Origin of the sequence: Ruegeria sp., from assembly GCF_028066395.1 — a bacterium.
Lineage (GTDB): Bacteria > Pseudomonadota > Alphaproteobacteria > Rhodobacterales > Rhodobacteraceae > Ruegeria.
In genome coordinates this window covers 1-5442 of record NZ_JALCBM010000119.1, presented here as the reverse complement: position 1 = coordinate 5442, position 5442 = coordinate 1, and the positions used below count along the sequence as shown (strand labels likewise).

General features: G+C 60.0%; 9 protein-coding genes. 5 read left to right on the top strand and 4 right to left on the bottom strand.

Annotated elements, in window-relative coordinates; genetic code table 11:
- Positions 1 to 478 (bottom strand): nucleoside hydrolase (locus MPJ51_RS21365; protein ID WP_298391019.1); only part of this gene is annotated, 478 nt, incomplete at its 3' end.
- 175 nt (positions 479 to 653) lie between these two features.
- Between MPJ51_RS21365 and MPJ51_RS21360 the strand changes: the two genes are divergently transcribed.
- The 3 genes from MPJ51_RS21360 (at position 654) to MPJ51_RS21350 (ending at position 2280) form a co-directional block, all read left to right on the top strand.
- The gene (locus MPJ51_RS21360) at positions 654 to 1544 is read left to right on the top strand and encodes an SPFH domain-containing protein (protein ID WP_298391017.1); all 891 of its coding nucleotides are present in this window, start codon (positions 654 to 656) and stop codon (positions 1542 to 1544) included.
- A complete protein-coding gene (locus MPJ51_RS21355; protein WP_298391015.1) occupies positions 1544 to 1822 on the top strand; it encodes a hypothetical protein in 279 nt (92 codons plus the stop codon). Before MPJ51_RS21360 ends, MPJ51_RS21355 begins: the two co-directional genes overlap by 1 nt.
- Before the next feature lie 95 nt (positions 1823 to 1917).
- A complete protein-coding gene (locus MPJ51_RS21350) occupies positions 1918 to 2280 on the top strand; it encodes an SUF system Fe-S cluster assembly protein (protein WP_298391013.1) in 363 nt (120 codons plus the stop codon).
- Positions 2281 to 2502: 222 nt separating this feature from the next.
- Here the strand turns inward: MPJ51_RS21350 and MPJ51_RS21345 are convergent, their stop codons facing one another.
- Entirely contained in the window at positions 2503 to 2829 is a 327-nt protein-coding gene (locus tag MPJ51_RS21345; RefSeq protein ID WP_298391011.1) for a hypothetical protein, read from the bottom strand.
- Positions 2830 to 3007: 178 nt separating this feature from the next.
- Here MPJ51_RS21345 and MPJ51_RS21340 point away from each other — a divergent pair, with 178 nt between their 5' ends.
- Positions 3008 to 3373 carry an iron-sulfur cluster assembly accessory protein gene (locus MPJ51_RS21340; protein WP_298391009.1) on the top strand — a complete coding sequence of 122 codons (366 nt, stop codon included), beginning with the start codon at positions 3008 to 3010 and terminating at the stop codon, positions 3371 to 3373.
- Here the strand turns inward: MPJ51_RS21340 and MPJ51_RS21335 are convergent.
- A complete protein-coding gene (locus tag MPJ51_RS21335; RefSeq protein ID WP_298391007.1) occupies positions 3370 to 4284 on the bottom strand; it encodes a 2-oxoglutarate and iron-dependent oxygenase domain-containing protein in 915 nt (304 codons plus the stop codon). The two genes, MPJ51_RS21340 and MPJ51_RS21335, sit on opposite strands and share 4 nt — an antisense overlap.
- 123 nt (positions 4285 to 4407) lie before the next feature.
- Between MPJ51_RS21335 and tpiA the strand changes: the two genes are divergently transcribed.
- The gene (gene tpiA, locus MPJ51_RS21330) at positions 4408 to 5157 is read left to right on the top strand and encodes a triose-phosphate isomerase (RefSeq protein ID WP_298391021.1); all 750 of its coding nucleotides are present in this window, start codon (positions 4408 to 4410) and stop codon (positions 5155 to 5157) included.
- Positions 5158 to 5163: 6 nt separating this feature from the next.
- On the opposite strand, the gene MPJ51_RS21325 is transcribed toward tpiA, so the two are convergent.
- The coding region (locus MPJ51_RS21325) for a nucleoside deaminase (RefSeq protein ID WP_298391005.1) at positions 5164 to 5442 on the bottom strand (279 nt) is incomplete at its 5' end.

The window sequence follows — 5442 nt, the reverse complement described above, 5'->3', positions numbered from 1 at the left end:
CGGTGATATTGCCGGGGCAGAAGACGGCGCCGCCCATGATCACCAGCTTGTTGAGGTTTCCGGCAAACTCCGGGTCCAGACGCATGGCATCAGCAATATTGGTCAGCGGCCCAACGGCGCAGACGACCAATTCGCCGCGATGTTCGCGGGCCATTTCGACCAGAAACTCGGGCGCTGAAAGGGGGTGATTTTCCCCGATCTGAGGGATTTCGGTCAGATCGCCAAACCCCTCGGGCCCGTGCACATGTTCCGATGGGCGATGGTCATCCGCCCCCCGCGCCAGCGCCGCGCCTTCGGCCACCGGGGCAGGCAGGCCCAGTTTATCCAGCAAAAACCGCGCATTGCGGCTGGATTGGCTCACATGGGTGTTGCCGAAAACGGTGGTCAGCCCGATCAGGTCAATCTCGGGCGCGGCTGCGGCATAGGCAATTGCCAGCGCGTCATCGATGCCGGGGTCTGTGTCAATGATCAGTTTCATCCCGCCCCGATAGCGCAATCATCACAGGATGCAAAGCGGTCACAGGACAGAATTTCCACCCCTCATCATCACTTTCAGAGATTTGCATCCTCGCCCCCACACTCCATACCAGAGTTGAAATCGGGTGACTCAATCCCCATATGTATACCATAGTACACAATAATAGAGGACAGATATGACCGAAGACCAGATTATCGGGCTGCTGACATCGAACATCATTTATTTGCTGGCTGCGGCCTTTGTCATTCTCGTGATCCTGAAGGGGATCAAGATCGTTCCGCAATCGGAAAAATATGTGGTTGAACGGTTCGGCCGACTGCACTCGGTGCTTGGCCCGGGGATCAACTTTATCGTGCCGTTTTTGGATGTTGCACGTCACAAGATATCCATTCTGGAGCGCCAGTTGCCGAATGCGACGCAGGACGCGATCACCAAGGACAACGTGCTTGTGCAGATCGACACCTCGGTGTTCTACCGCATTCTCGAACCGGAAAAGACCGTTTACCGCATCCGCGACGTGGATGGCGCGATTGCCACCACCGTGGCCGGGATTGTGCGGGCCGAGATCGGTAAAATGGATCTGGATGAGGTCCAGTCGAACCGCGCCCAGCTGATCACCCGCATTCAGGAAAGCGTCGAAACCGCTGTGGATGACTGGGGCATCGAAGTGACCCGGGCCGAGATTCTGGACGTGAATCTGGATCAGGCCACCCGCGACGCGATGTTGCAGCAGCTGAACGCCGAACGCGCCCGCCGCGCGCAGGTGACCGAGGCCGAGGGCCAGAAACGCGCCGTCGAATTGCAGGCCGATGCCGAGCTTTACGCTGCCGAGCAAACCGCCAAAGCCCGCCGCATTCAGGCCGAGGCCGAGGCTTACGCCACCGGCGTGGTTGCTGCGGCCATTCAGGACAATGGTATTGAGGCTGCGCAGTATCAGGTGGCCCTGAAACAGGTCGAGGCGCTGAACGCGCTGGGCAACGGCACCGGCTCGCAAACCATCGTGGTGCCTGCCAATGCGCTGGAAGCCTTCGGAAACGCCTTTAACATGCTGAAAGGAGGCAAGTAATGGCCGATCCCTTCTGGCTGACCTGGTGGCTCTGGCTGGCCGGGGCTCTGGTTCTGGGCATCCTCGAAATCCTGTTGCCCGGCTTCATCTTTCTGGGCTTCGCCGTTGGGGCCGCAATCACCGGGATCATTCTGCTGATCCCCGGGCTGACCCCCGGCCTGCCGGTGCTGCTGCTGATCTTTGCAGTGCTGTCGCTGGTGGCCTGGCTGGTGCTGCGCCGGATGTTCGCCCTGCCCCATGGTCAGGTGAAAACCTTCAACCACGACATCAATGACTGACATGGTGTGGCGCCCCAAGCGGGCGCCACTGCACCTCTGGACGCTGCCCCGCAGTTTCCCTATATAATTTCTCAGGTAACAGACCCGAGGCATCAATGACCCACCCCAGCGAACAGTTCGAAGGCACCCCGCTGATTGCGCCGTCAACCATCGAACATCCCTTGTATGAATCCGTGGTCGAAGCCTGCCGGTCGGTCTATGACCCGGAAATCCCGGTCAACATCTATGATCTGGGCCTGATCTATACGATTGATATCACTACAGAAAACGCGGTCAAAGTCATCATGACCCTGACCGCCCCCGGCTGCCCCGTGGCCGGTGACATGCCCGGCTGGATCGTCGAGGCCATCGAACCCGTTGCCGGTGTCAAAGAGGTTGATGTCGAACTGACATGGGAACCGCCCTGGGGGATGGAGATGATGTCGGACGAAGCCCGACTGGAACTCGGCTTTATGTAAGCCGGGTTTTATCTTCGCAATTCAAGCAATTGTCATGAAACTTTAATCGGATTGTCACAAATTCGATAACAATTCTTCATGCCCGCAGCCGAGATTTACAGCAGACCGGAGCGGGCAATGCCCAACCCGGCCCTCTGGGCCGACCCTCAGTCTGCCGTCCCCCGGAAGCTGGCCCATCTCTGGACCGCTCTTGCCCAAGGGCGGTCCTTTTTTGTCAGGCATTTACTTGATATTACAGGTCGATTTGATCTCGGCCGTGCGGGCGTCAAGCTGCTTGATATAATCCCCGGACAACATTTTCAGATGCTTGTTCTCGGTTCCGGTCACCAGACCCAACAGCGCACCGGCGGGGGTGATGGACAGAACGCTTTCGGCCTGCTGGTTCTCGGCATGTTTCTTTTCGGCGGCAATCGCCCGCAAATCGCCCTGCGCGGTTGCACAATTGACCGGATGGCGCTGGGTTTCGGCCATTGCAGGATGGGCCAGAACGCCCAGACACAGCCCCACCACAAGACCCCACGCAGGTCTGGAAAATGAAGTTTTATCCATAAATAATTGCCTTTCCTGAAAATTCCCCACTGGCCAATCGGCCCCACCCACCACGCTATGCGCTTGACCAACCATGTGACAAGTCGGAACTGTCCTGCGGGAATTGTCATCCACACTCTCTTGAGCCTGCGGCCACCTGGCCCTAGATTAGACCCAACACGCGAGAACGGAGCACCTCATGTTTGGCATTCCCGGCAAACAGGCCGTAACCATGACGCCAAAAGCGGCCGAGCAGATTCGGCGCCTGATGGATTCGGGCGGCCATGCCGGGCTGCGCATCGGCGTGAAAAAGGGCGGCTGCGCGGGCATGGAATACACGATGGACTATGTCGATCAGGCTGACGCCAATGACGAGGTCGTCGAACAGGACGGTGCTCGGGTGATGATTGCCCCGATGGCGCAGATGTTCCTGTTCGGGACCGAGATCGACTATGAGGTCTCGCTGCTGGAATCCGGTTTCAAGTTCCGCAACCCCAACGTGGTCGATGCCTGCGGCTGTGGCGAATCCATCAAATTCGATGAGACGCTGACCGCGCAGCGCTAATCCGCCCCCTGCAAATGCACATAGGTTTCGTTGAACCGGCGGGTCAGATGCTCGCCTGCGCGGATCATTTGTGTTGATCCCGGCGGTGCCACATTGGTGTCAAAGGACGGGTTGAAGAACATCGGGATCGAGATCCTTTCCTGCGCGCCGCCCATGACCCGGTGCTGCGTGGCTTTGATCTGACCGGCGGACCAGAACTCCAGCATTTCGCCAAAATTGATGATGAACGTGCCGGGTTGCGCGGCAACGGCCTGCCATTGCCCATCGGGCATGCGCACCTCCAACCCCGGCGCGCCATCGGTGGCCAGCAGGGTCAGGCAGCCATAATCCGTATGCGCGGCAATGCCGAAATCCTGCGCACCCGCCCAATCCGGTCGCTGCGGATAGAAATTTCCCCGCAACAGGGCCATGGGGGTGCCGAAATCCGCATCAAAGCTGTTTGCGTCCCGGCCCAGAGCCGCCGCAATCGCCCGCAGCACCCGCATCGCCACGCCACAGGCATCGGTGTAATAGGACTGGATCGCCTCGCGGAACGCCTCTTCCCCCTCGGGCCAGAGGTTGGGGGCGTAAACACTGAGGTCCCGACCGGCATAGGGATCACCTGCGGGCAGTTCATAACCGCAATCGAAAACCTCTTTGAAATCGGGGTTGGCCTGCGGATCGACCTGTTCCGATTGCGGCGCACCCCACCCCCGGTTCGAGCCGGTCGTGGCCATGTTCACCGTTTGCTTGACCGTTTCGGGCAGATGAAAAAAGTCCCGATAGGCGGTGATCACCTGATGGATGCGCTGCGCATCCAGCCCGGTGTTCGACACAGTCAGAAACCCGATCTCACCCACCGCGGTTTTCAGACGATCAAGTTCGAACCGGTCGCGCTGGTCCAGTTTCTCAAGGTCTAGATTGTCAATCATGCTGGCCTCATCCTTTGCACCGGCAGTAAGCCGCGCTTTGGCCGGTGCCGCAACTGGAATTGTCACCTGTTACCGCGGATGTTATCGGGGTCAAAACCGATGACATCAGAAAAGGGGCACGGGATGCGGCGCAAACTGGCGGCAGGGAACTGGAAGATGAACGGCACCGGGGCCGCACTGGCCGAGATCACGGGCCTTGCCGATATGTACCCCGACCCCTCCGTCGATATCCTGATCTGTCCGCCCGCCACCTTGCTGCACCGCGCCGCCGGGGCCGCGCAGGGGTCCAGTGTTGGGATCGGCGGCCAAGATTGCCACGCCGCGTCATCCGGCGCCCATACCGGCGATCTGAGCGCGGATATGCTGGTGGATGCCGGTGCATCAGCGGTGATTCTGGGCCATTCGGAACGGCGCGAGGATCATGACGAAGGCAACGAGGATGTGCGCGCCAAGGCCCGTACGGCGATGGATGCGGGGCTGACCGCCATCATCTGCGTCGGCGAAAGCCTGGCACAGCGTGAGGCGGCGAATACGCTGGATATCATCGGCGGGCAGCTCTCGGGTTCGATCCCCGACCAGTCGACCGGCCAGAACCTCGTCGTCGCCTATGAGCCGATCTGGGCCATCGGCACCGGCAAAGTCCCAACGCTGGAGCAGATCGGAGAGGTCCATGATTTCATCCGCGCGCGGCTGGAGCGTCGTTTTGGCGAAGGCGTGGGCCGCTCGGTCCGCTTGCTTTATGGTGGCTCGGTCAAGCCGGGCAATGCGGCGGATATCTTTGCGGTGTCGAATGTGGATGGCGCGCTGGTGGGCGGGGCCAGCCTGAAGGCGCAGGATTTCGCCGGGATCATCGACGCGCTGCAAGGGGCCTAAGCCCCGTCACTCGGCGATATCTTCGGCCCAAAGCTCGGGCTTTTCCGTGATGAATCGCTGCATCAGCGCGATGCAATCGGGGTCTTCGGCCAGGATGACCTCGACCCCGCGCTGGCGCAGGAACTCTTCGTTGCCGCCGAAATTCTGCGTATCACCAATCACCACGCGCGGGATGCCGAATTGCACGATGGTTCCCGCGCACATCATGCAGGGCGATAGCGAGGTATACAGCACCGTATCCCGATAGGTTTTTTGCCGCCCCGCCTTGCGCAGCGCGTCCATCTC

What these genes read in the sequence shown, in the direction of transcription:
- MPJ51_RS21360 (WP_298391017.1), top strand. Translation starts at nt 654, where the DNA reads ATGACCGAAGACCAGATTATCGGGCTGCTGACATCGAACATCATTTAT.
- MPJ51_RS21355 (WP_298391015.1), top strand. Translation starts at nt 1,544, where the DNA reads ATGGCCGATCCCTTCTGGCTGACCTGGTGGCTCTGGCTGGCCGGGGCT.
- MPJ51_RS21350 (WP_298391013.1), top strand. Translation starts at nt 1,918, where the DNA reads ATGACCCACCCCAGCGAACAGTTCGAAGGCACCCCGCTGATTGCGCCG.
- MPJ51_RS21335 (WP_298391007.1), bottom strand. Translation starts at nt 4,284, where the DNA reads ATGATTGACAATCTAGACCTTGAGAAACTGGACCAGCGCGACCGGTTC.
- MPJ51_RS21345 (WP_298391011.1), bottom strand. Translation starts at nt 2,829, where the DNA reads ATGGATAAAACTTCATTTTCCAGACCTGCGTGGGGTCTTGTGGTGGGG.
- tpiA (WP_298391021.1), top strand. Translation starts at nt 4,408, where the DNA reads ATGCGGCGCAAACTGGCGGCAGGGAACTGGAAGATGAACGGCACCGGG.
- MPJ51_RS21340 (WP_298391009.1), top strand. Translation starts at nt 3,008, where the DNA reads ATGTTTGGCATTCCCGGCAAACAGGCCGTAACCATGACGCCAAAAGCG.